The organism is Amycolatopsis sp. NPDC051071 (assembly GCF_040682875.1).
Lineage (GTDB): Bacteria > Actinomycetota > Actinomycetes > Mycobacteriales > Pseudonocardiaceae > Amycolatopsis.
The window spans coordinates 79,403-100,997 of the sequence record NZ_JBFBBY010000013.1 but is presented as its reverse complement, the minus strand read 5'-3'; the positions used below and the strand labels follow the sequence as shown (position 1 = coordinate 100,997).

The window sequence follows — 21,595 nt, the reverse complement described above, 5'->3', positions numbered from 1 at the left end:
ACCACACCACCGAACAGACACTCACCACCGCCGCACCATGGACCTCACCCTGGCTACCCAAGAATTACGGACAAGACTTCTGGCCAGGCGCTTAGCGCTAGAAGCGCCGCGCAGACGGATGCGGTAACCATCAGCGACCTCGCCCTGCGGGTTCGCTCGTCGCAGTCGAACAGACTGTCGAGCAAGCCTGTTGGCGTGGGCGACTGGTCGTTTCGGCGTGATGGATGGACGCTCATGCTCCGCCCCTCCTTGCCGCCGGTGTGGTGGCCGTCGATGCGGCCAACTGACGTTCGTTTTCCCAGCGGGGCAACATCCGCAAGACCAAGCCTGGTGGTGAGTCCGACGGTCGCGATCTCCTAGCGAGGGTAGTCGGCGTTGGATCGGTGTCGATGATGCGCGCGTAGGTGATGTGCTCATAGCTCGGGCCGATCGTCGTGTCCGCTATGAACTGGCCGCGGGTGACCCCGGCCAGCGGATGCCGGAGAGCGTTCAAAACGTCGTAAATCGATGGACCGTCGTCGATCTCGACGTGCAAGTAGTTGCCGCCATTGCCAGTCCACACGTCCAGCGAAAAGGCGCCGGCAAGTAGACCGACGCGACGCAACGTCGCGCTGCCCAGCGCGATCGGCCCGGAGTGACGCCGATAGAAGTCCAACATGTCTCGCTCGCCGAAACTCAGCAGAGGCGAATGCTTAAGCAGCAGGTCCACGCTGCCGTCCTCGTATTCGGTGACCCGAGCCGCCTGCCAGATGTCCTCCCAGGTCCGAACACTGATATTCCGAATGATCACGCACCATCGGTCAAGCGATTCTCCTCATTGAGAAGGTGGACGCGCAGGTGTCACCCTGTCGGGACGACCCGCAGACCCGGCACCCCGTAAGCACTATCGCTCGGGTTAGCTGGCGGAATCAGCGCGCGGATGAACCGCACGACGACATCCTCGAACAACTCGATCATCAGTCCATTCGGTCGGGGATGCACCAAGCGGAAGACCTGATGGCCGTTGAAGGGGGCACCCTTGAGGGAGGAGAACGTTGGCTGCGTGTCACGGATTGCCAGCGGTAGCGCTGTTTCGAGCATGCGCTGATGGAGGCTGGTCGCATCGGGCACGACCTGTTGTGTGCCCTGCAGCTCGCTGATGGCCTGGAGGGCGAGTTGATGAGCCTCGCCGGTGTATCTCCTGCGCAACCGAGTTGCCCGCCTAACAGCAGAGGTAGTGTGCGTCATCAGGTCAGTCCTGTCCTCGCCGCCCCGGGTTCGGCGAACACATCGACGTAAGTAGACCTGGCGTGCTACCAATTTGCCTCGTAAACGACGGTAGGCCCTGAGGACCTTGCGGTCATGGTGATCAGCGGTCCGGGTGCTGATCTGACCGGGCTCCGTCGGAGCCATCACGGCCAGTTCCTGGGGTTAGCGTGGAGGGACGCCTTCCTGGCTTGCCGGGCGGCGACACCTCCGGTCACTGCCGGAGACACACCAGCCCAAAGCGTGGAGAAGACACAGCAGTTCCTGCAGTGCCTGGCACCCGCCGAACGTCGCAAGGGACTGGTCTCGCTCAGCGGCGCGGTCCTGGTACTTCTGCTCGGTCTTACACTGACACAGTTGTTGCCGTGGCGGCTTTTTCGCCGCGCGGGTCCCGTCCGGCCCGCGCCTCCGGTGTGGCAGGAACGTTCCAGCGTGGCGGGAATCGCCTGCCGCGCGCGGCGCAGCGGGGAGACCTCGTCTGTGTCGGGGCGTGGTGCCCGGCGGTTCTCAGCCATGTACTCCCCTCCCGCCCAGCCTGACTATCAGTTTAGGGCTTCCGCACACCTCAGCTGCGCATGACGCGGTCCGCGATGGCAACGCTCCGTCGAGCGGGTGATCGCGGCTGACTCAAGCCTGGTCCCAAGATCTAGCTGGCTGGAAGCAGACAGCTATGACCGGCTGGCAGCCGCAGGGGCAAAGACCCATCGTTCCAAGCTCTGCTGTCCAGAAGCAACCGCCGGTAGCCCGCTCTACCTCGCTTGCCGAACAGAACAGCTCACTCCTTCCGGAACTGCGTGAGTATGGCGCGGCACGGAGTCCTTCAGGACGACGCCGCGGATAGCTCGACCATCGGCCGGGCGGAGAAACCGACCCAGTCGCTCACGGCACCGCCGCGATAAACAGGCCGGAACCGCTAGGTCGTCGCGGCCCCGCAACTGCCCGATCGACACATCGAGGTCGCCAGCGGCAAGCAAATGGCTCTTGCCTACGCTCCGGCGTTGGAGCGCAATTGCCCCACCTGCCTTGATTGCTTCAGTCGCGGTGCCGGTTCGGACAACGTCTGCCGGTGGCGAGGATCGGCGGTTGACGGAACCCGTGGTGGTCCGACACCGTCAGTGGTGTTGGGGATGGGTGGCGAGGGAGGGGTGGTGGCTGGTGGCCGAGCTCAGTGGTGTCGAGCGCATGGTGGCGGACTGGGAGCGTGACGCGGGGGAGAAGGCGCAGCGTTATCAGCGTATGCAGGAGCGGGTGGAGCAGATTTCGATCACTGAGTCGGTGGCTTCGGGCGCGGTCAGTGTGACGGTGGGTCACAACGGGTTGCCCACGGATGTCAAGATGACTCAGGCTGTGCTGAGAATGAGCCCGGATGAGATCGCCGGGAATGTACTGAACGCGATGCGGAAGGCTCAGTCGAGGTATCCGGAGCGGCTCGCCGAGATCACCGCCGAGACTGTCGGCGACGATCAGACGACGCGGCATCTGGTGGCGACCGCCGTGGACAATTTCCCGGCGCCGCCGGAGGAGGACGAGGCGCCGGCCGCTCCGGAACGGCAACTGTTCCACAGCGACGAGGAGGAGCCGCCGCCGAAGTCTCCTTCCGCGCCGAAGCCGAAGCCGATGCCGCGGCGTGAACCGGGACCGGATGACGACGGCGAGGACTTCAGCGACCAGTCGTTCCTGCGGCACGACTGACGATTTTGTGGGGAGGGGACGACCATGGCTGAGGGTTATCAGGTTCTCCACGACGAGCTCGCTACGCACGCGGGGAAAGCGGACGGGCTCGCCGACCGGATGGGTACCGCCGTGGAAGCGGCGAACACGGTGACCATGAACGACAGCGCGTACGGGGTGATTTGCCGGCCCTTCGCCATGTTGTTGCAACCGTTCGAGGAAATGGGCGTCAAAGCCCTGAGGACAGCGGCCGAGTCGCTGGCCGAAACCGCGGCGAAAGTCCGGGAGGCCGCCAAGACGTATCAGGATCGTGAGGGCGGCACGGTCGACGCGATCAAGAAAGCCGAAGCCGGCTGAGCACGTTGTCGCTGATTCGTAAGCCAAGGGGAGGAGCTGGCGATGACGGCAGGCGGAAATCCACTCGTCGCGCAGGCGCGGTCGCAGACGACGGGTGTGACAGGGATCGGGATCGCGGAGTCGGCGGTCGATCTGGCCAACGGTGTGTCGGATGGTTCGTGGGTTGAGGCGGGTCTGGGTGCGGTCGGGGTTGGGCTGGAGGTCCTGTCCCTGGTGGTGGATCCGATCGGCACGTTGGCGTCGTATGGGGTGTCGTGGCTGATCGAGCATGTGCGGCCGTTGAAGGAGGCGCTGGACTGGCTGGCGGGTGATCCGCCGGTGATCCAGTCGTTCTCCGAGACTTGGGCGAATGTGGCCGGTGAGGTGAACGCGATCGCCGGGGACCTGACCAACGAGGTGAACAACGGTACCGCCGGCTGGCAGGGTGAGGGTGGCGACGCGTATCGGGGCGCGGCTGCTGAGCAGGCGGATGCGTTGGCGGGTGCGGCTTCTCTCGCCGAGGGTATTTCCGCCGGGGTGATGATCATGGGCACGGTGGTCGCGGCGGTGCGGGAGTTCGTCCGTGACTTGGTGGCGGAATTGGTTGGGAAGCTGATCACGTGGGCTTTGGAGGCCGCCGCGACTTTGGGGTTCGCGACCCCGGCGATCGCGGTGCAGGCGACCACGGCGATCACCAAAACCGTGTCGAAGATCGCGGATTTCATTCGTAAGCTGGTCAAGACGATCGGGAACGTCTCCCCGAAGATCCGCAAGATCATCGACAAACTCGGCGAGATCATCGAGAAGCTGTCGAAAATGCTCCGCAAGGGCGGCAAACCCGGCGGCGGCACCACCCCCTCGTCCGCCAAACCCAACGCACCCAAGAGCCCCGACACCACCCCCAACTCCCCCGACACCACCCCAACCGGCACCGACACCACCCCCGACGGCGGCGGCACCGGCACGCCGGACGGTGGCAAGCCGGGCAGCAACGATCCCTCGGTCAAGGGCAACAGCCTCGATCCCAACACCGCGTCCAGGGAGCGGCAGTGCGTGCCGGGATCCGGCGAGCCCGTCGACGTCGCCACCGGGCAGATGTACCTGGGTGAGGTCGACGTTTCGCTGCCCGGTGCGCTCCCGCTGACCGTCGAGCGGATGCACTACTCGGAATACCGGGCTGGCAGGCTGTTCGGCGCCTCCTGGGCGTCCACTTTGGACCAGCGGATCGAGTTCGAGGACGACGGCGCCTACTTCGCCGGGCCCGCCGGTGAACGGCTGATCTACCCGCTGCCCGCGCGCGACGGTAGCGCGGTGTTCCCGGTGGTGGGCCCGCGCTGGCCGCTCACCTGGTCGCCAGAGGGCTGGCGGATCGAGACCGCACCCGGCACCTTCACCACGTTCACCCCGGCCGAACCGGTCGCACGCCTCGCCTCGATCAGTGACCACAACGGGCACCGGATCGACATCGACTACGATGATGCCGGTCTCCCCCAGCTCATCCGGCACTCCGGCGGGTACCGCATCCACGTCGGCACCGAAGCCGGTCTGGTCACGGAATTGCGCGCGGCGGACGTGACACTGGCCCGGTACCGGTACAACGAGCGGCGGCAGCTGACCGAGTTCATCAATTCCTCGGGCCTGCCGATGCGCTTCGACTACGACGCCGACGGCCGGATCGTGCGCTGGGAAGACCGCAACGGCCAGTGGTACGGCTACACCTACGACGAGCGGGGCCGCGTCGTGTCGGCCACTGGTTCCGGTGGCGCGATCGCGGGCAACTGGGCCTACGACGACGGCGGCAGGATCACCGTCTACACCGATTCTCTGGGCCAGCGCTGGGAATACCACCGCAACGAACGCGAACAGGTCGTGCGCGAGGTCTCGCCGCTGGGCGGCGTCGTGCTGTCCGAATGGAACCGCTACCACCAACTGCTCTCCCGAACCGACGCGCTGGGCAACACCATGCGCTGGGAGTACGACGCGCGCGGCGACGTCGTCGCCGTCGAACGTCCCGACGGTGCCCGCCAGAGCGCCACGTACGACGAGCACGGCAATGCCATCCGGTTGGTCGACGCCGAAGGAGCCGTGTGGGAGCAGCGGTTCGACAGCCGCGGAAACCTCGTCGAAGCGATCGATCCCACCGGCGCCCGCGAGAGCTACACCCGCGACGAGCGCGGCAATCTGAGCACGATCACCGATGCCGCCGGTGCCGTGCGCCGCATCGTCACCAACGCCGCCGGGCTCGCGATCGCGACCACCGAGCACGACGGCGCGACCACCCGATACGAGCGGGACCTGCTCGGCCGCGTGGTGGCGGTGACCGACCCGATGGGCGGGATCACCCGGTTCGGGTGGACGGTGGAGGGGCGGCCGTTGTGGCGCACCGAACCCGATGGCACCACCGAACGGTGGGACTATGACGGCGAAGGCAACGAGGTCGGGCACACCGACGCGCTCGGCGCCACCAGCCGCGGCACAATGACCCATTTCGACCGCGTGGCCACCGAACTCCGGCCGGACGGGTCGAGCCTGCGTTACGAGTACGACTCGGAAATGCGCCTCGTTGCCGTCACCGACGGCCGTGACCTGGTGTGGCGCTACACCTACGACGGCGACGGCAACCTGGTCCGAGAGAAGGACTTCAACGGTGCCGAGATCCACTACCGCTACGACGCCGCGGGCCGGCTCGTCGAACGCGTCAACGCCGAAGGGCAAACGATCCGGTTCACCCGTGATCCGCTGGGCCGGGTGGTCGAACGCGACGCCGATGGTGAGCGCACCAGCCTTCGCTACGACGCACAGGGGCGGCTGACCTGGGCACGCAACGCCGATGCCGAACTCAGCGTCGAGTACGACGCGGTGGGCCGGGTCCTGCGCGAGACGGTCAACGGCCGCACCCTGCAGTCCACCTTCGATGCCGTCGGACGGCGAACCTCCCGGCAAACCCCGTCGGGCGCGGTCTCGACCTGGGACTACGCGACGACCGGCCCGCCGCGCGCGCTGCACACGGCGGGCCACACCCTGCACTTCGGCTACGACCAGGCCGGGCGGGAGACCGATCGCCGGTCCGGCGGGCTGACCATGACGCAGACCTGGGACTCCGGGCACCGGCTGCGCACCCAGGCCGTCACCACCAGCGGCGGGCGCCCGGGACTGGTGCAGCGGCGCTCGTATTCCTACCGCGGGGACGGCGCCCTGCGGTCGGTCGTCGACCAGCTCGCCGGTGCCAGGGAGTTCGACCTCGACCCCGGCGGGCGGGTCACCGCCGTACGCGGTCCCGGCTGGAGCGAGCGCTACGCTTACGACGCGTCCGGTGCCCTCGCCGAGGCCGAAGTCCCGGCCGAGGAGGAGTCACCGCGGATCCTCTGCCGTTACGACCGGCAGGGCCGGGTCCTGCTGCGGCAGCGGAAGAAGCTCTCTGGCAAGCCCGCCACCTGGCACTACACCTGGAACGCCGAGGACCGGCTCACCGCTGCGGTGACCCCGGACGGCACCATGTGGCGCTACCGCTACGACCCGCTGGGCAGACGGATCGCCAAGGAAAAACTGTCCGAAGACCGCCAGGAGGTGCTGGAGCGCACCGATTTCAACTGGGACGGCACCAGCCTCGCAGAGCAGGCGACCTCGCGCGCGGGCGAGCCCGCCGTACGGGTGACCCACTGGGACTACCAGCCCGGCACAGACATCCCGATCACCCAGTCCGAGCGCTCGACCCTCGGCGCCGCTTCCCAGGAGTGGGTCGACGAACGCTTCTACAGCATCGTCACCGACCTGGTCGGCGCCCCGACCGAACTGCTGGACGCCAACGGCGAGATCGCCTGGCGCCGGCAGAGCACCATCTGGGGCCGCGCACTGTCCGGCGTCACGTCTGCCGCCCACACCCCGCTCCGGTTTCCCGGGCAGTACGAGGACGCCGAGACCGGGCTGCACTACAACGTCCTGCGTTACTACGACCCCGAACAGGGCAGATACACCTCACCCGACCCACTGGGCCTGCTGGGCGGGCCCAATCCGCACGGCTACGTGCCCAACCCGCTGCAATGGACCGACGCGCTCGCGCTCACCCCGAGCCGTGGCCAGACCTGCCCGTGGGCGCCGACCTACCGGGACCACCAGCGCGACCTGGCCGGTATCCCGCAGGACGGGCACCACATCATCCAGGACGCCGCGGTCCGCGACCTGCCCGGATATAACCGGAACGACGCCCCGTCGATCGCGCTGGGAAGCCCGTCCAGCCGCCGGGAAGGCCCGGATTCCACGGAACACGGCCGGGCGACCGCCGTTCAGGTGCCCAAGGAAGGCCGCGGCACCTACGGCGCCGAGCGTGACGTCGCCTACCGCGCGCTGCTCGCGGCGGGCAAGTCCCCGACCGAGGCCGCCGCCGAGATCGCGCGGGCGGACCTCTACTTCATGGGGCAACTCGGCGTCACCCTGAACACACCCACGCGAATACCGGGTACCCGGCGGTGAGCGCGCCGGGCGATACCCTCGCCGAAGGCACACGGCGACGATGGAGGGACGGCGGATGGAGGACACCGCGCCGCGGGAGGTCGAGGACCTGGTGTACCAGGCCGTGTCCATGCTGGTCTCCGGTGATGTCGCCGGACTGGAGCGCTGGACGGGCGGGATGCGGATGTCCGCCGCGCAGATGCGGGCCGCCCTCGACGACTACGACGCGGAATTCGTGCTGCCGTCGAAAGCCGAGCAAATGTCGTCGACGGATTTCTACGACGCGGCGAAGGAACGGCCCTGGTTCCGGGTGGACACCTTTCTCCGGACGGCGAACGGGCCCACCGATCTAGTCCTTCAGCTCAACGTTTTCCAGGGCGAGTCGGGTCGCTACACCCTGCTGGTCAACAACATCTTCATCCCCTGAGAAGGAAGACGAATGATCCCTCCCGAAGCCGTGAACGCCGTACAGGGAACCGTTACCCTCCTCGCCGATGGCGACTACACCGCATTGCAGAACCTGACCCAGGGCCACCGGTTCAGCGCAGACGAAATCGCCACGGCGGTACGGGAATACGGGCACAAACTGGTGTGGCCCCCCGCGAAGGCGCTGCACGACCCCGACGTCCCGACCACTGAACGAATGGTGGACGGAAGGCGCCACATCGAGGTGGAATTCCGCCTGTGGACCGAGGATGAGGGGCAGAGCAAGTTCACCATCACCCTGATCCTCACCGAGGTGCTCGAACGGGTCTTCGGCGTGGAGATCGCCGCCCTCGGCCCCGCTTAGGCCGTGTCTTACGGATCTTCAGCGGAGGTGGAGGACGATGCAGGCGAGGATGATCTCTGCGCGGTGGCAGACGGCTAGTTTTGGCGTATCGGGTTGCCAGGCCACGGAATTGTCGGGGCCGGTTGAAACAAGTCCGCAAGCCTCCCCAGCCCGATTCAACGGCCGTACGTTGTCTCGTCGATAACATCTACGACATACTCGACGAGCGCAAGGTTGATGCGGTCGATGCTGCCGTCGATGACATCGTAGGTGACCTGGAAGGTCAACAACGCTAGGCGGACGAGGTGCACGCGGACCTGGCCTGGTGCGGCCGTTGCGTCGAGCACGGTAAATTCGTCGACCTCGTTCGGCAAGTAGGCGGCGACGTCTGACCCGGTCATCACACCTTCGAGTACGACAATGCGGGCTGCATCATCTCGCGGGTGATCGTGTCGTCGACGAGCGGGGTTATCGTAGCCCCAGCCTGTGTTTCCCCAGTCTCTTCGATGTCGCGGACGAGCACGTCGCCGAGTCCGATCGCGGGCAGGCCGGTTGGTCGAACGGGGTCGGGATGTCCGCGCTCGGGATGGCGCTGCCGACCAGGTCGTCGCAAATTCTGCCGATTCGGTCCCCCAGCAGGTCCGGGTGAGGTGGTGCCGGCGGGTGGTGAGGAGGCCGATTCGGCGGCGTCGCGAGTGCATTGATGGCTTTGCCGCACGCCTCGTGCAGATCGCGCAGTGTAGGGAAGATGGCGAGAGTGGGTGGCGACGTGAGCTGCGCCAGGTCCAGCCGCAGCGGCTCGGCGAGGACGTTGCTGTTGGGGCCGCAGAAGTCGCGGCTGTTACCGGTGACGAACAGGACGTGGTCGTCGGTGTCGAGGCTGCCGCAGAGCTCGAGGATGGAGTACCAGATCACGGCGTCGCGGTAGCCTTTTTTCCCGTTGCTGTTGAAAGGTTCCGGCCTTCCATAGCCATGGTCACGAGGGTGTCGTGGTCGATGGTAGGCAGGTGAGGAACTTGCCGCCTGCCTGTTCGATGTAGTACTCGAGCTTGTGTGGGAACCCGCGCCGGGTCGTTTCGCATATCTGGGTGATCGCCGCGGCGTCGATGATGTCATTGGGTTCTTCAATGTAGCGGCGGACGATGTTGAGGCCCTTGAGAGCTTCCCGCTCGCCGTCGGAAACCAGCCGGTCGTGGTGCCGGGTCGCCTCCAGTCGCACGATCTCGGGAATCGCGAGCTTGATCAGGCCGTAGCTGCCGGTCGACAGGGTCGAGGTCCAGCGGGTTCCCAGGGGTAAGGTCGGCGCGGAACTCTGTGGTGTCCACCACGACGTAGGGCGGGCGTGTGAACTCCATTCCCGCGTTGTCACCACCTTCGGGTTCGGTTGCCGGGCTCGATATTCCCCGACTTGGCAGCGTAGCCAAACCGGCGCACCGCCAGCGCGGCAACGCCCACTGCCCGCCCCGGGGCGACAGACTTCGCCGCCCGGGGAAACGCGGCAAGCAGTGTGCGCAGCTACGCGTTCGCTCTGTTGCGGTGGTGGCGGTGGCTGCTCGTGGAGCCGAGAATGTCCAGGCACAGGCTCCCCCACACCAGGTACATCTCGCGGTTCGGCCCGCGCCACCGTTTCGAGGTGTTCCATCCGTCGCAGGCGGCCGCGACCAGCGGGGTGCCCTTGGGGGCGGCCGCACGCGCCACCTGGAAACAGAAATCGTTCAGATCGGACCGGTAGTGGTCGCGCGGATAGGCCCACCACCATTCTTGGCGGGCGCGGCGTCGCAGTCCCACACGCTCGCCTTGGCGCCGACGGCGTAGGCGCCGCCGGTGACCTGCGGGCCTTTGCCGTTGAGCCTGCTGCGTACCTGCCTGTTCTCGTGGTACCAGTGCTGCGACACCGAACCGTCACACGCCGCGGCGACGACGGGTGCGCCGTTGTGCTGATCCGCGCCCGCGACCGTCAGGCAGGTCTGCAGTGCGAGGTTGCGGATCAGCTCGCCCTTGCTCTGGCACTTCTGCGTCGCAGTTCTCCGTGGTGGGTGCGCCATGGTTGAGGCCGAGGCACTTGTTGTTGAGCGCGGTCCGGAAGGTTCGGCGTGTGCGGTCGTCACCAGCAGGGTCCCGGCCAGCAGCACAAGGCAGGCCGTCACGGCCGGCAGTGCGTGCCCCGGTATCCGCGTGACGGCGTTGAGTCGACCGCTGATCAAGGTTCCATCCCGTCATCGGCGAAAAATGGGCACGCACGCCGACGACGGTCTTGGGCAGTCCGTGTCGCGCCTCTACGGGCGGCATCCGGGGCAGCGAACGCCTGCCCGTTCGGCTGGACTTCTGGACCTTGGCGCCGCGGTGCCGCCGCGAAATCGTCGGATGTGGCCTGTCGATCGACCTGTGAGGCGTGATGATGAGACGTTGCTGGGCCGCGCTCGTGGTTTCACTGCTGCTGGCCATGGGAGTGGTCCCGGTCGCGTATGCCGAGGTCGCCGCGCCTCCACGCCTGCTGCTCGACGCGGTGAAGCTCGGCCAGCTGAGGCAGCGGGCGCAGGCGAACGATCCCGCCTGGGTCGCGGTGCGCCAGAAATGTGACGGCTACGGGCCGGTGGAATGGCCTGATGGCAACGACTATCCCGGCAACAACGGGATCGGCGAGGGCTATCAGGGCGACGGGTACTTCGCGGCCATCGCGAACATCGGCCTGTGCTATCGCGTCGCGCAGACGGTTGATTCGGCGCGAGCGCAGGCGTATGGCGCCAAAGGGGTCGACGTCCTCGTGCACATGAGCGCGCCCGCCGGGGATCCGCACGCGCTGGATCCGCTGCGGGACGCCGGCTACGGCATCCGGTTCTTCGGTGTCGGGATGGCGCTCGGTTTCGATTGGCTCTACGAAGCCATGTCACCGAGTGAGCGCACGAGGGTGTACACCGCGCTCGATCGCTGGATCGACGCCTTCGAAAGTGGCGGGTTCGGCCGCAATCATCCGCAGGGCAACTACTTCGCCGGTTACTACGCCACGAAAGCGTTGGCCGCGCTGGCGACCGAGGGTGATGATCCGCGTGCGCCCGCGCAGTGGGCGGATTTCACCGGCCGGGTGCATGAGCAGTTCGTTCAGCCGTACTACGCGGCGAACCTGACGGGCGGGGGCTGGCCCGAGGGGCAGAACTATGGTCCACTCGCGACGTTCAACATGCTGCTGCCGGTGGTGGCGGCCAAGACCGCCAAGGGGATCGATCTGGTGCACGGCTCCGCGCCGTTCGAGTTCGCCTCCGGTGCGGCGGCCTGGTACCTGAACAACGTCTGGCCGAGCCTGCGGCGTGTCGACGACCGGGGCACCATGCGCGTGCGGCCGGAGCCCGCCGCCGCGCCGGTTCCGGTCATCACGCAGCTGGCCGGGATGCTGCCGGTCTGGGGTGATCCGCAGGCGCCCGCGTTCCACCGGTTCGCTCGTGAGGTGCGTGCGGCCAATCCCGGCACGTCATCCGACGGATTGTGGAGCGAGTTCCTGTTCTGGGACCCGAACGCGCCAGAGGCCGACTACCGGACCGGACCGCTCGCCTCGTACGCGCGTGGCATGGAGATGGCTTCGGTCCGTTCGTCGTGGGACACGAACGCGACGATGGGTTCACTCAAAGCCGGTCCCTACACCAACAATCCGGCCTCTTCGGAGGAGCTGTTCGACTCGGGCAGCCTGGCGGTCGCGCGGGGAAACCAGCCGTTCCTGGTCAACGCCACCGGGCAGCTCTTCCGTGGCAGTGCGGCGCCCGACGACTTCGTCTACAACGACAATTTCGGCTCCGCGTCGACCAGAGGTCTCTACAACGTGTTCTACACGGCCTCACCGACGCCGACCGGTCAAGGCACGAAGATGCGTGCCGACGGCGCCCGCACGCGGCTGAGCGCCTTCGACGCCGCGCAGGACTACGTGTTCATGCGGGCGAGCCAGCTGGAAGACATGTACCCGAGGGGCTCCGCCGCGCCGGCCATCTCGTCATGGACACGCGAAGTCGTTTATCTGCGGCCGAACCTGTTCGTCGTCCACGACCGCACGGCGACGGCCGATCCCGCGGTGGGCCAGTGGATGCGGTTCCACTTCGCCGGTGCGCCGACCCGCGTCGCCGATCCTGCGCCCGGTGTCAGCCGCTACGACATCGTGGGTGGCGGCTCGGTCAGCACGGTGCTGCCCGCCAGGCATCAGGAGCAGGTCACGTCCACCGTTTTCGGGGGCAGCGACGTCTCGCGCATCGACGTGAAGCCGTCGGCCGCCGCCGCGAGCAACCAGTGGCTCACGGTTGTCGACGCGGGCGGCACCGCGCAGGCGAGCCGGGTCTCCGTGCTCGAGGGTGCCGTACAGGGTGCCTTGCTCGCCTCGCCCGATGGCACTTCCGCCGTGCTGAACCCGATCGGGGACACGCCCACCACCCCGATCCGGTACCGCCTCCCTGCGGGGACCACACGCAACGTCATCACCGGACTGGCGCCGGACACCTCCTTCGCGGTCACGACCAAGGCCGACGCGGACGGCGCGATCGTCGAGGTCACGCCGGGAACCGGACCGCGCACGACCCAGGCCGGTGTGCTCAGCTTCACCACGAACGAGAACTGCCAGGCTTCGCCGGGCGGTGGCGTGTTCGTGTCGAAGCCTTTCCCCGCTCGCTCGGGCACGTTCGGCGCAAGCTGGGAGGTGACCCCGCAGACGGCGACGGCCGACAGCGCGGTCGGGCTGGCACCGGCGGCGACCACCCGGTGGAGCGGGCTGGCAGCCATTGTCCGGTTCGGGGCCAACGGCACCATCGACGCCCGCGACGGATCCGGCTACCCAGCCTCATCGGTCCGCTATGCCGCGGGTGTGACCTATCGCGTGCGAGTCGAGGTCGATATTCCCGGCCAGCGGTACTCGGCCTGGGTGCAGGCACCCGGTAGCGCCGAAGTTCTTCTCGCCGAGGGTTATCGGTTCCGCACCGAGCAGCAGGCCGCGACCAGCCTCGCCGCGTCGGTGGTCGCCAGCGACGGCGACCGGGTCCAGGCCTGCGGGTTCACGGTGCGTCCGTGAGGCAGAGGGCTTTGCGTGCCAGGTCCGCGGCGAGCGAACGGTCCTTGGCGCCGAGCTTGGTCAAGATGACCGACACGTGGTTGCGCACGGTCTTCGAGCTGATTCTGAGCTGCCGCGCGATCGCCGGGTTGGGCAGGCCGGTGGCGAGCAGCTCCAGCACCTCGTGCTGCCTGCTGGTGAGCTGGGGGAACGGGTTCCGCACCGAGTCTGGGTCGCCGAGCGCCGCGGTGACGTAGTCCGCGATCTTGGCGTCGAAGTAGGCAGCTCCGGTGGCGACGGAGTGGACCGCGCGCACGATTTGCGAAGGCGGCGCGGTCTCCAGCAGATAGCCCAGCGCGCCGGAGCGCATCGCCTTCAGCACCGAGACGTCATCGTCGACCTCGGTGAACACAAGTACCGACGTGCCCGCGACGCCAGGCAGCGGACCCAATCTGGCGTTGATGAGCAAGACGTCCGGACGCAAGCGGGCAGTCTCCCTCGCCGCGTCCGGCCCGCTCATCACTTCGGCGAGAACACTGATCTCACCGGAGAGCGCCTCGCGCAAGGCTGCTTTGGCGTGCTGACGGTCGTCGGCCACCACGACGGTCGTCGCCATGTTCCCACCCCGTTCCTCGGCTCTGGACCGAGCTTCGCGGCCGGGCGCGCGCACGGGCAGGGGTATGCCGTATCCCTTGCCGCCCGGATTTCGGGATACACGTTGTGACCAGCGGGAATCGTCAGGCGCACGGCGGGGAGTACGCGTAGTCGCCGAACTGCTCGGCCCACTCCTGACGCGTGATCGGGGTGCCGGACAGCTCGCAGATCCGCCGCGCCGCGGCCTCGATGTCGGTGTTCCAGAACCGGATGACGTGCTCGCCGGTCTCGGCCGCGATCCGCCTGCCGTCCGGGAGGAAAACGAAATTGGTCACGGCCGCGCGCGGGCTCTGGAGTGCGGCGGTGAGCGCCGGGTGGCGTGGGTCTGTGGCATCCCAGAGCCGGGTGTCGCGGTCGGTGCTGGTCGTGACCAGAGTGCGATCGTCCGGGCTGAAGGCGACATACCCCAGCGGCCCGGCGTGCCCGGCGATCGTGGCCAGTTCCGAGCGGTCGGCCAGGTTCCACAGCCGCGCGGTGTGATCGAGGCTCGCGGCGGCGAGCCTGCCCGCGTCCGAGCTGAACGCGACGCTCATGACGGCTTCGGTGAATCCGGACAGCTTCGCCACCTGCCGCGGCTTGGCGCGGTCGGCCAAGTCCCACAGCCGGACGGTCCGGTCACTGTTCCCCGAAGCCAGCTGCTTGCCGTCGGCACTGAAGGCCACCGCGTTGACGTCGCGGAAATTGTCGGTGAGGGTTGCCAGCTTGAGGGGTGAGCGTGGATCGGTGACATCCCACAGCATGAGGTCGCCGTTGTCGTCACCGGTGGCGAGTGTGCGGCCGTCCGGCGACCAGGCCACGGCGGTGGCCGTGTCCACGAAGCCGCGAAGCACGCCGAGCGTCACGGGGTGCGTCGGGTCGGCGAGATCCCAGAGCCGGACGGTCCGGTCTCGAGAGGAGGTGGCGAGCAGCCGGGCGCCCGGGCCGAACACCGTACGCTCGACGTCTTCGGTGTGACCGGACAGCGTCGACATCGGCGCCAGCCCCGACCAGTCCGTCCGCCAGAGCAGTACGCGCGCGTCCTGCCGGGCCGTGGTGGTGACGAGGCCAGAGCCCGCGTCGACGGAAACAGCCTGAAGTGGACTGTCGTGCCCTGTGCGGTTCGACACCGGGAGGTGCCATAGGTACGAGCGGCCCGCGCTGCTCGCGGTGGCGAGCACGCTGTCGTCCTCGCTGAACGCGAGCGCGCGCACCCGGTTCGGCTGCGTCAGCCGGGAGAGTTCTTGGCGTGAAGCGACATCCATGAACCGGATGACGCCGTCGTTTGCGCCGACCGCGAGCCTGGTGCCGTCGCGGGTGAACGCCATATCTCGGACCAGCGCGTCGGGGCCGGGGAAGGAAGCAGGGGCGCCGATCTGTATTCCGTCGACCGCGCAGAGCCAGAGCGAATGCGTTTCATCGGCCAGCGCGAGCGTCCGCCCGTCACGGCTGAGCGTGAGCCCGCTGACCGGGCTGCCGAGCTTCGCGATCACCTGCGGCCGCGAGTCACGCGTGTCCCAGGCGATGACCTGCCCGTCCTCGCCGCCGGTGACGAGCAAGGGCGCCGTCTGGCTGAACGCGACGGTGTTGACTTCGCCGTCGTGCCCGCGCAACGCGGTCAATTCGGCCGGGTGCCGGGGATCGCTCACGTTCCAAAGCCTGGTCGGCTGCTCCGCGGTCGCGGTGGCGACCAGCGTCTTCCCGTCGGGGCTGAAGCGGACGGCCCGCGCGCCCGGTTGCAGCGGCGCGAGCCATTCGGGACGGGCCGGGTCGGCGACGTCCCAGAGCGAGACGCCGCCGGACGCGGCCGTCGCCAGCAAGCGGCCGTCGGGACTGATCGCCAGGCCGGCGACCCGTCCGGCGTTCGGCAGGGTCGAGGTCGGCTCGGCGTGTTTGCCGTCCCACAGCTGGATCAGGCCGTCGACCCCGCCGGTGACCAGCAGGTTCCCGTCCGCCCGCAGCGCGAGTGTGTCGAGCTGGTCGCCGCCGCCGTGCAGCCGGGTCGGGTACGGATCGGCGAACGTGCTCAGCAGCGCGCCGCGCGCGGCGGCGGTGTCGGCGATCCGGTACGCGGCTAGCGCCAGCTGCCCAGCCAACGACGGATCGGTGGCCAGCAGCGCGGCGGCGCGCTCTCCCGCTTGACGTGAGGTCGCCTGGTCCCGCTCGGTCAACGCCTGCTGCCGCTGGACGATGGCAACACCACCGGCGATCGTGGTCAGCACGACGAAGACCGAAAGCGCGACGACCAATCGGCGCAGCCTGCGGACACCCTTGTGCTCTTCACGCTCACTCGCTGCCAGGAAGTCGCGCTCCAGCGCGGTGACCTCGTCGCGGTGCGCGCTCGCCCAGCTCCGCGCGCCCGCCAGCACGGTGCCCCGGTAAGCGAGTGAGGTCGCGCGGTCGTGCTGGTCCCACGTCTCGGCGGCCTCGGTGAGCCGCTGGCGCACGCGCAGTCCCGCCCGGTCGGCGTCGAGCCAGGCACGCAGCCGTGGCCAGGCCCGCAGCAACGCCTCGTGGGTGATCTCCACCGTCGTGCGGTCGAGCACGAGCAGCCTGGCCGTCGCGAACGCCTCCATCGCGACCAGCGCGGCGTCCTGTTCGAGCAGTGACTCGCGGTCGGCGCGGCGGCGGGTGTCCCAGCCTTCGTCACCTACCCGGACCAGCCGGAGCAGCAGGCGCCGGGCGGCTTCTCTCGCCGTTTCGTCGAGCTGCGTATAGACGCGCTCGGCGGTTTCCGCGACGGCTCGGTTGATGCCACCGGTCAGTTCGTAGCCCGCGACGGTCAGCCGGTCCCCGTCGCGTTGCTGCCAGGTGGTGAGCAGCGCGTGAGACAGCAGCGGCAACGCACCCGCCTCGTAACCCGTTTCGGTGATGCCGAGGTCTCGCAGCAGCAGTTCGACCAGGCCTGGTTCGACGGTGAGTTTGGCCTTGCCGGCCGGACGGGTGATCGTCTCGACGACCTCTTCGCGAGTCATCGCGCCGACGACGAACTGATTGCGCGTGACGACCGCCAGCAATTCGCGGTACGCCAGGCAATGCGGGTAGAAGTCGGCGCGGATACCCAGCACGGTCGGCGTGTCCGCGCCGCACAGTGCCTTGATGACCGACTCGCGTTCGGTTTCGGACTCGCAGAGCGTGAAGATCTCCTCGAACTGGTCGACGATCAGCACCAGCCGGGTCCCGCCGGTGCCGAGCGCCACCCGCAATGCTTGGCCGAACGTGCCGTGGTCGATCGCCTCACGCAGGCCCGTTTCGGACGCGCCGAGCGTTTTGGCGACGCCTTGGGCCAGCGCCTGCGCAGGTCGCGCGGTCGGTGTGAGCAGCAGTACCGGCCAGCTCGCCGAACCGGTGGCGGGCAGCGCACCTCGCGCGATCGAGGGCACCAGCCCCGCCTTCAACAGCGACGACTTCCCGGCGCCGGACGCGCCGAAGACCGCGAGCGGCATGCCGTCCAGCGAACTCGCCAGCCTCGCGACGAGTTCGGCGGTGACCCGCTCGCGGCCGAAGAACCAGCGCGCGTGCTCCGGCTCGAACGCCGCCAGCCCGCGATAGGGGCAGGCCGACTCGGACGCGACATCCGCCAGCTCGAGCAGAGTCCCCCGGGCGCCGAGCACCTCGTCGAGCCTGCGCGCCAGGTCTGCGGACGGCGGCTTGCGCTCATTCTCGACGTTGCTCAGATAACTTTTGCTGTAGTGCGTCAACGTCGACAGCGCGGACAGCGAGAGGTCGCTGGCCCGGCGCAGGCGGCGCAACTCGGCGGCGAACCGGTTCACGGAAGTGAGGCTAGCGTCTCGTCGATGTTCTGGCTGACCTGGTTTCAGAGCACAGTCACGCTTCGGCGTTGGATTAAACGCAAGCTGCACCTCATCGTCACCAGCACCGACGGCAACCCCGACTGAGAGCAGAGAAGGCCGCAACCCCGGGCTCCCGGCGCCGGTCAGGCATCGTCGGACGAGATCGCTGCCTGTCTGGATGAACCCCCGCCGCGCCTACCCCGCCATCGCCGCCGCCGGAGGAGACTGACTTCTCGTGACCCCCACGCCCTGCCCCTCGCCCGCAACGTTGTGCAGCGCCTCGACCGCAGCCAATGCTCGTCGCTGCGCACCGCGCCGGTGCTCGACGCCGCCGGCGAGCTGCTGCACGCCTGGTGCGCCACCGCGGCCGACCACGGCATCGACATGGCCGGTGCCTACCCGGGAGCGCGTGGGCGGAACGACTCAGTCTCGTCGCCCTGAAGCGTTGCGAAGAAGTACGAGGTCACGTCCGGTAGCGCAGGTACCGCATCCCCAGACCCACCGCAGCGCAGAACACCAGTCCGACGATGACCAGCACTCGGCGCGCACCCTTCGGTTTCTGCTCCCGGCACTCCATCGACAAGCCATAGCCGAATAGCACGCCGAACACCACACCGAGGACGCCGGCCACCGCCGGATTCAACCAACTCACTTCGTCGTCGTTCGAACCGAACGACCAGCCCAACGCGCCGAAGATGACGGCCGGGACAACGGTCATCACTCCGGGGTGACCTGCGATCCAGCGCCTGCTTCGACGTTGCCGCTCCGAAAGGCCTGCGTGTTCCTTCACCGGTCTCCACATGTCGACATGCTTCCCACCCAAGTCAATCCTCAAACCGTTCATCTCCGCACCCGAGATTCCCTCGGGGTGGGTGGGTAGCCCGGCTGGGCGGCGTCGCTTACCGAACAGGCGCCGTCCAGCACCCACGCTTTCGTTGTCGCCGGCCGTCGTCGGACGGGCGGCGCTGGTCGATCAGGTGACGACCGGTGTCGTCCACGCCGGCACCTTCAACGCCAACCCGATCGCACTCGCAGCCGTACTCGAAGAAATCTCATCCGAGTTCGACGACGTCGTCGGCAGCGCACTCGGTTCGGTTCCCGACGGCGGCAGCTTCAACCGGATCGGCTCACTCCTCCAGTACGTCCTCGGACGCGGGTACCGGACTCCACGGCGCCGGCGGACTCTGGACCGTCATCCTGGAAGGGATGCTGCACCACGGCTTCCTGTTCCTGCCCTCCGGCACAGTCTTCCTCAGCACAGCCCACACCACCTCCGACATCGAAGCAACAGCCGAAGCACTCGAGAAGCTACTGCGCCGAACCTTCATTCAGCAGTGAGCTCAACCGCTCTGCGTCGGCCGGAATCCGCAGTTCGCGGGAGAGGTGGCATGGCCGCCGTCAGAGGCGCAAGAGATGACAGTGCTCATTCGTTCATCAGGGCGCGGATGGTCAGCCGATGCTGGGTCTCGCATGGCCGGTGACGGCCCCGAGGAATGCGCGGGTGTGTTTGCGAGCCGAGTGCACGCCTCGTTCCGGAACTCCCAGACACCCCTTCGGCCGCCCAGGGAAGGGACGTCGAACCCACAGCGAGACGACCCAGCACGCCGCGGACCGCGACCGGCAGTCCCACCAGATATCCGGGCTGAAGTCGGGGATCACCCCGATGTGACGCGATTCGGTAGGTAATAGGCTCCGCCCATGGCCGGACCACGCCGACCGGACCGGCGAGTTCGTGTGAAAATGGGGGGGCGAAATGACGGGTGCTCGTCGATGGGCAGCGAGTTCTGCCGCGTTATATGCGTTGTGGGGCCTGCTGCACATGGGTCTCGGTGTCTCGATGGTGATCGGTGATCTCGCTGACGGTGCGCCCGATACCGAGCTGGCAGCTGAAAGCCTTCTGTTCTTCATCTGCGTTACCGTGCTGGGGACGCAGGCCATCTTCGTTGCGGTGGTTATGAACCGCGTCAACAGCCGTCTCGGGTATTGGCTCAACGTCGTCGTGCTCGGTGTGGTCGACGTGGCGTTCCTCGTCCTGCTCGTGGTTCCCGGCCATGTCGACCTCATCGGCGGAACCGCCGGACCGGTCATCTGGCTACTGGCCACCGTGTGCGCCACCATGGCGATTCGACGCGAGCCCGTGAGCACATAGCACCACAATCGTCGAATACTCCATCTCGATCCGACGCACGTCGTCCCGAGTTGCCACACGATAACGCTGAACCAATGCGGTGTTGTTGGTGTGCACCGAACTGCTCATTGGGAGGCAGGACGGGTGGGGTTGCGCGATACTCACCCAGGTGATCACGATGCAGCCCGTCCTGGAGGTCTACGCGCCTGACGGCTTTGCCCTGTGGCCAGTCGCTGAGGTCGAGTCGTTCGGCTATCTTGCGCTCAGCGGCGAACTCACGCCCCTTGCGGTCGGGACAGCGGTGATGCGCATCGCCGATTGCAACGACATCGATGCCGAGGATGACGGCCGCCCGCCCCGCCCCGCAGACCCACTGGGGTCGTTCTTGCACGGCCTGCTCACCTTCGACACGCTCGTCGCGGCCGGCGGCCTGAGGGTGACCGACAGCGCCACGGGGGTGGCGTTCCTGCCGGGCTGCTGCAACGGCCTGGAGGACTGGCGCGAGTGGCACCAGGTCCTCGATGGCAGCGGGCAAGCCTGGTTCGGGCACGATCCCGATCCGCGCGCCGAACGCCACGGCGAGACCGTCCAGCTGACCGTCGACGCTGAGCAGAACGACAGTCCGGTGATCGAGTTGCTTGCCACCGATCTCCGGCGACTCCTCGCCGAAGCCGAGCACGACCTCATCGGCTTCCTCGCGCTGGCAGCCGACTGGGCCGCCAAGAACCTGCCCCGCCACGCCGCCCCGGTCACCGCAGCCCTCGCCCGCGCACTGGACCTCCCGACACCGACCGAACCATCGGCCAGGAACCCCGAGGCGCACGCCGACACCCCTTGACCTGGAGCTGAGAGATACCGAATCGCAAGGCCGCTACGGGGATCCGCGGAGGGGAAACACCGAATCCCTTGATCGCGGTCACGAGTCGAATTCGTAGCCTCCCCATCGAGCCCCGCGCAGGCTGATCGGCAGCTATCGTGCGGTCGTGACAGGCACTGGACAACGGCCTCTGCTCTTCCTCGACGTCGACGGGCCGCTCATCCCATTCGGCGCCCCGCCAGAGCAGTACCCGACCTACCGGCCCGACTTCGACTCAACCGCAGCCAACTCGAACCCGCTCCTGGCCAGGGTCAATCCTGGTCACGGGCCCCGATTGGCCGCATTACCCTGCGATCTGGTCTGGGCCACGACATGGACCTCCGACGCCAACGAGTGCCTCTCACCGCGACTTGGCCTTCCGCAGTTGCCGGTGGTGGACTGGCCGAAGCCATCCGACCTCGAGGAGCAGGACGAGCTCGACGGACTGCACTGGAAGACCCGAGCCCTCGTCAACTGGGCAATGGGACGCCCATTCGCCTGGGTCGACGACGAGAGCACCGACATAGACCGACACTGGGTGCGCGCACACCACGGGGCACACGCCCTACTGCACCGCGTCGACCCCCGGCAGGGCCTTGCCGAGGCCGACTACACCGCCCTTGGTGAGTGGCTAAGCAGAGCCTGAAGATGCCGCCACGCCACGCGGATTGAGTCGACCGCGACACGCCGAGGAACC

The 21,595-nt window shown here is 67.7% G+C and carries 20 protein-coding genes and 1 pseudogene; 11 read left to right on the top strand and 10 right to left on the bottom strand.

Going from position 1 to position 21,595, the window contains the following annotated elements:
• Positions 1–232: 232 nt before the first annotated feature.
• Positions 233–790, bottom strand: a complete 558-nt coding sequence (locus AB0M65_RS07215) for a hypothetical protein (RefSeq protein ID WP_364022792.1) — start codon at positions 788–790, stop codon at positions 233–235.
• A gap of 50 nt (positions 791–840) precedes the next feature.
• Complete coding sequence (locus AB0M65_RS07210; protein ID WP_364022790.1) at positions 841–1,227, bottom strand: hypothetical protein; 387 nt, start codon at positions 1,225–1,227, stop codon at positions 841–843.
• A 1,173-nt stretch (positions 1,228–2,400) separates the two neighbouring features.
• Here AB0M65_RS07210 and AB0M65_RS07205 point away from each other — a divergent pair.
• From AB0M65_RS07205 to AB0M65_RS07185, 5 genes are read left to right on the top strand one after another with little or no spacing between them, the layout of a single operon-like run.
• Complete coding sequence (locus AB0M65_RS07205) at positions 2,401–2,937, top strand: YbaB/EbfC family nucleoid-associated protein (RefSeq protein ID WP_364022787.1); 537 nt, start codon at positions 2,401–2,403, stop codon at positions 2,935–2,937.
• Between the two features lie 24 nt (positions 2,938–2,961).
• Positions 2,962–3,273, top strand: coding sequence for a type VII secretion target (locus AB0M65_RS07200; RefSeq protein ID WP_364022784.1), 312 nt, complete (start codon positions 2,962–2,964; stop codon positions 3,271–3,273).
• Between the two features lie 42 nt (positions 3,274–3,315).
• Entirely contained in the window at positions 3,316–7,722 is a 4,407-nt protein-coding gene (locus tag AB0M65_RS07195) for an RHS repeat-associated core domain-containing protein (RefSeq protein ID WP_364022781.1), read from the top strand.
• 55 nt (positions 7,723–7,777) lie between these two features.
• Positions 7,778–8,128, top strand: a complete 351-nt coding sequence (locus AB0M65_RS07190; protein WP_364022778.1) for a hypothetical protein — start codon at positions 7,778–7,780, stop codon at positions 8,126–8,128.
• Positions 8,129–8,140: 12 nt separating this feature from the next.
• Positions 8,141–8,491, top strand: coding sequence for a hypothetical protein (locus AB0M65_RS07185; protein ID WP_364022775.1), 351 nt, complete (start codon positions 8,141–8,143; stop codon positions 8,489–8,491).
• A 155-nt stretch (positions 8,492–8,646) separates the two neighbouring features.
• On the opposite strand, the gene AB0M65_RS07180 is transcribed toward AB0M65_RS07185, so the two are convergent.
• The 5 genes and pseudogenes from AB0M65_RS07180 to AB0M65_RS07160 all read right to left on the bottom strand — a co-directional run bounded on the left by AB0M65_RS07180 (position 8,647) and on the right by AB0M65_RS07160 (position 10,515).
• On the bottom strand, positions 8,647–8,871 hold the full coding sequence (locus tag AB0M65_RS07180; protein ID WP_364022772.1) for a hypothetical protein: 225 nt from the start codon (positions 8,869–8,871) through the stop codon (positions 8,647–8,649).
• Between the two features lie 67 nt (positions 8,872–8,938).
• Positions 8,939–9,421: pseudogene (locus tag AB0M65_RS07175) on the bottom strand (hypothetical protein); the annotation flags it as partial.
• A 25-nt stretch (positions 9,422–9,446) separates the two neighbouring features.
• Positions 9,447–9,689, bottom strand: a complete 243-nt coding sequence (locus AB0M65_RS07170; RefSeq protein ID WP_364022804.1) for a hypothetical protein — start codon at positions 9,687–9,689, stop codon at positions 9,447–9,449.
• A gap of 296 nt (positions 9,690–9,985) precedes the next feature.
• Positions 9,986–10,168 carry a hypothetical protein gene (locus AB0M65_RS07165; RefSeq protein WP_364022769.1) on the bottom strand — a complete coding sequence of 61 codons (183 nt, stop codon included), beginning with the start codon at positions 10,166–10,168 and terminating at the stop codon, positions 9,986–9,988.
• 17 nt (positions 10,169–10,185) lie between these two features.
• On the bottom strand, positions 10,186–10,515 hold the full coding sequence (locus AB0M65_RS07160; protein WP_364022766.1) for a ricin-type beta-trefoil lectin domain protein: 330 nt from the start codon (positions 10,513–10,515) through the stop codon (positions 10,186–10,188).
• 347 nt (positions 10,516–10,862) lie between these two features.
• Between AB0M65_RS07160 and AB0M65_RS07155 the strand changes: the two genes are divergently transcribed.
• On the top strand, positions 10,863–13,511 hold the full coding sequence (locus AB0M65_RS07155) for a hypothetical protein (RefSeq protein ID WP_364022763.1): 2,649 nt from the start codon (positions 10,863–10,865) through the stop codon (positions 13,509–13,511).
• Here AB0M65_RS07155 and AB0M65_RS07150 read toward each other — a convergent pair.
• Both AB0M65_RS07150 and AB0M65_RS07145 read right to left on the bottom strand, forming a co-directional pair.
• Positions 13,495–14,106 (bottom strand): response regulator transcription factor, encoded by a 612-nt coding sequence (locus tag AB0M65_RS07150; RefSeq protein WP_364022760.1) that lies wholly within the window; start codon positions 14,104–14,106, stop codon positions 13,495–13,497. The genes AB0M65_RS07155 and AB0M65_RS07150 overlap by 17 nt on opposite strands.
• Before the next feature lie 121 nt (positions 14,107–14,227).
• On the bottom strand, positions 14,228–17,893 hold the full coding sequence (locus AB0M65_RS07145; RefSeq protein ID WP_364022757.1) for a helix-turn-helix domain-containing protein: 3,666 nt from the start codon (positions 17,891–17,893) through the stop codon (positions 14,228–14,230).
• Positions 17,894–18,184: 291 nt separating this feature from the next.
• Between AB0M65_RS07145 and AB0M65_RS07140 the strand changes: the two genes are divergently transcribed.
• Positions 18,185–18,355, top strand: coding sequence for a hypothetical protein (locus AB0M65_RS07140; RefSeq protein ID WP_364022754.1), 171 nt, complete (start codon positions 18,185–18,187; stop codon positions 18,353–18,355).
• Positions 18,356–18,377: 22 nt separating this feature from the next.
• Here the strand turns inward: AB0M65_RS07140 and AB0M65_RS07135 are convergent, their stop codons facing one another.
• The gene (locus AB0M65_RS07135) at positions 18,378–18,758 is read right to left on the bottom strand and encodes a hypothetical protein (RefSeq protein ID WP_364022751.1); all 381 of its coding nucleotides are present in this window, start codon (positions 18,756–18,758) and stop codon (positions 18,378–18,380) included.
• Between the two features lie 362 nt (positions 18,759–19,120).
• Here AB0M65_RS07135 and AB0M65_RS07130 point away from each other — a divergent pair, with 362 nt between their 5' ends.
• From AB0M65_RS07130 to AB0M65_RS07115, 4 genes are all read left to right on the top strand, one after another.
• Positions 19,121–19,252, top strand: coding sequence for a hypothetical protein (locus AB0M65_RS07130; protein WP_364022748.1), 132 nt, complete (start codon positions 19,121–19,123; stop codon positions 19,250–19,252).
• Positions 19,253–19,751: 499 nt separating this feature from the next.
• Entirely contained in the window at positions 19,752–20,063 is a 312-nt protein-coding gene (locus AB0M65_RS07125; protein WP_364022745.1) for a hypothetical protein, read from the top strand.
• Between the two features lie 157 nt (positions 20,064–20,220).
• Positions 20,221–20,880, top strand: a complete 660-nt coding sequence (locus AB0M65_RS07120) for a hypothetical protein (RefSeq protein ID WP_364022801.1) — start codon at positions 20,221–20,223, stop codon at positions 20,878–20,880.
• Between the two features lie 145 nt (positions 20,881–21,025).
• Entirely contained in the window at positions 21,026–21,544 is a 519-nt protein-coding gene (locus AB0M65_RS07115) for an HAD domain-containing protein (protein ID WP_364022742.1), read from the top strand.
• The last annotated feature ends 51 nt before the right edge of the window (positions 21,545–21,595 follow it).